Source organism: Sphingomonas populi, assembly GCF_004208535.1.
Taxonomy (GTDB): Bacteria; Pseudomonadota; Alphaproteobacteria; order Sphingomonadales; family Sphingomonadaceae; genus Sphingomonas; species Sphingomonas populi.
The window spans coordinates 1-601 of record NZ_SGIS01000177.1; the positions used below are offsets into that span (position 1 = coordinate 1).

A 601-nucleotide genomic window follows, 5' to 3' on the forward strand; every position below is an offset into this window, starting at 1 on the left:
TTTAGAGTCCTCGGTGAGGAGAAACCCCTCCGACTTCAGTCGGATACTGGCTTCAGCCATCGACTCGGCCGATAGCGTGTAACCTCGGAAAAAAGAGACAGCCCGTAGGGCGTTGAGTCTCTTTTTTCCGAGGTTACACGCTATGGGATATTCGACCGGTTGTCACACGACATTCCATCATCGCTACCATCTCGTCTGGGCACCGAAATATCGGTATAAAGTGCTGCGCGGGGAGGTCCGCTTGCGGGTTCGCGAGATCATCCGCCAAGTGTGCGCCGAGATGAACGTGACGATCATCAACGGTGTCCTGTCGAGCGACCACGTCCATATGTTCGTCGAAATCCCACCGCACATCTCGGTCAGCGACTTCGTGCGCCGCGCAAAGGGACGGTCCTCGCGCAAAATACAGCAGGAATTCGAGCATATCCGCAAGCGCTACTGGGGGCAGCGCTTCTGGCAAAGGGGCTACTTCTCAACGACATCCGGCAACATCACCGATGACATCATCATGCGATATCTCGACAAGCACATCCACAAGGACCAATGAAGGCTTCAGCCCTCTCCGATGATCCTACCGGCGTCAGCCGGTATGTCATTCAGC

1 protein-coding gene is annotated in these 601 nt (G+C 55.6%); it reads left to right on the forward strand.

Annotated features, from left to right (window positions below):
- Positions 1-142: 142 nt before the first annotated feature.
- Complete coding sequence (gene tnpA, locus EWE75_RS24830) at positions 143-547, forward strand: IS200/IS605 family transposase (protein ID WP_130160661.1); 405 nt, start codon at positions 143-145, stop codon at positions 545-547.
- The last annotated feature ends 54 nt before the right edge of the window (positions 548-601 follow it).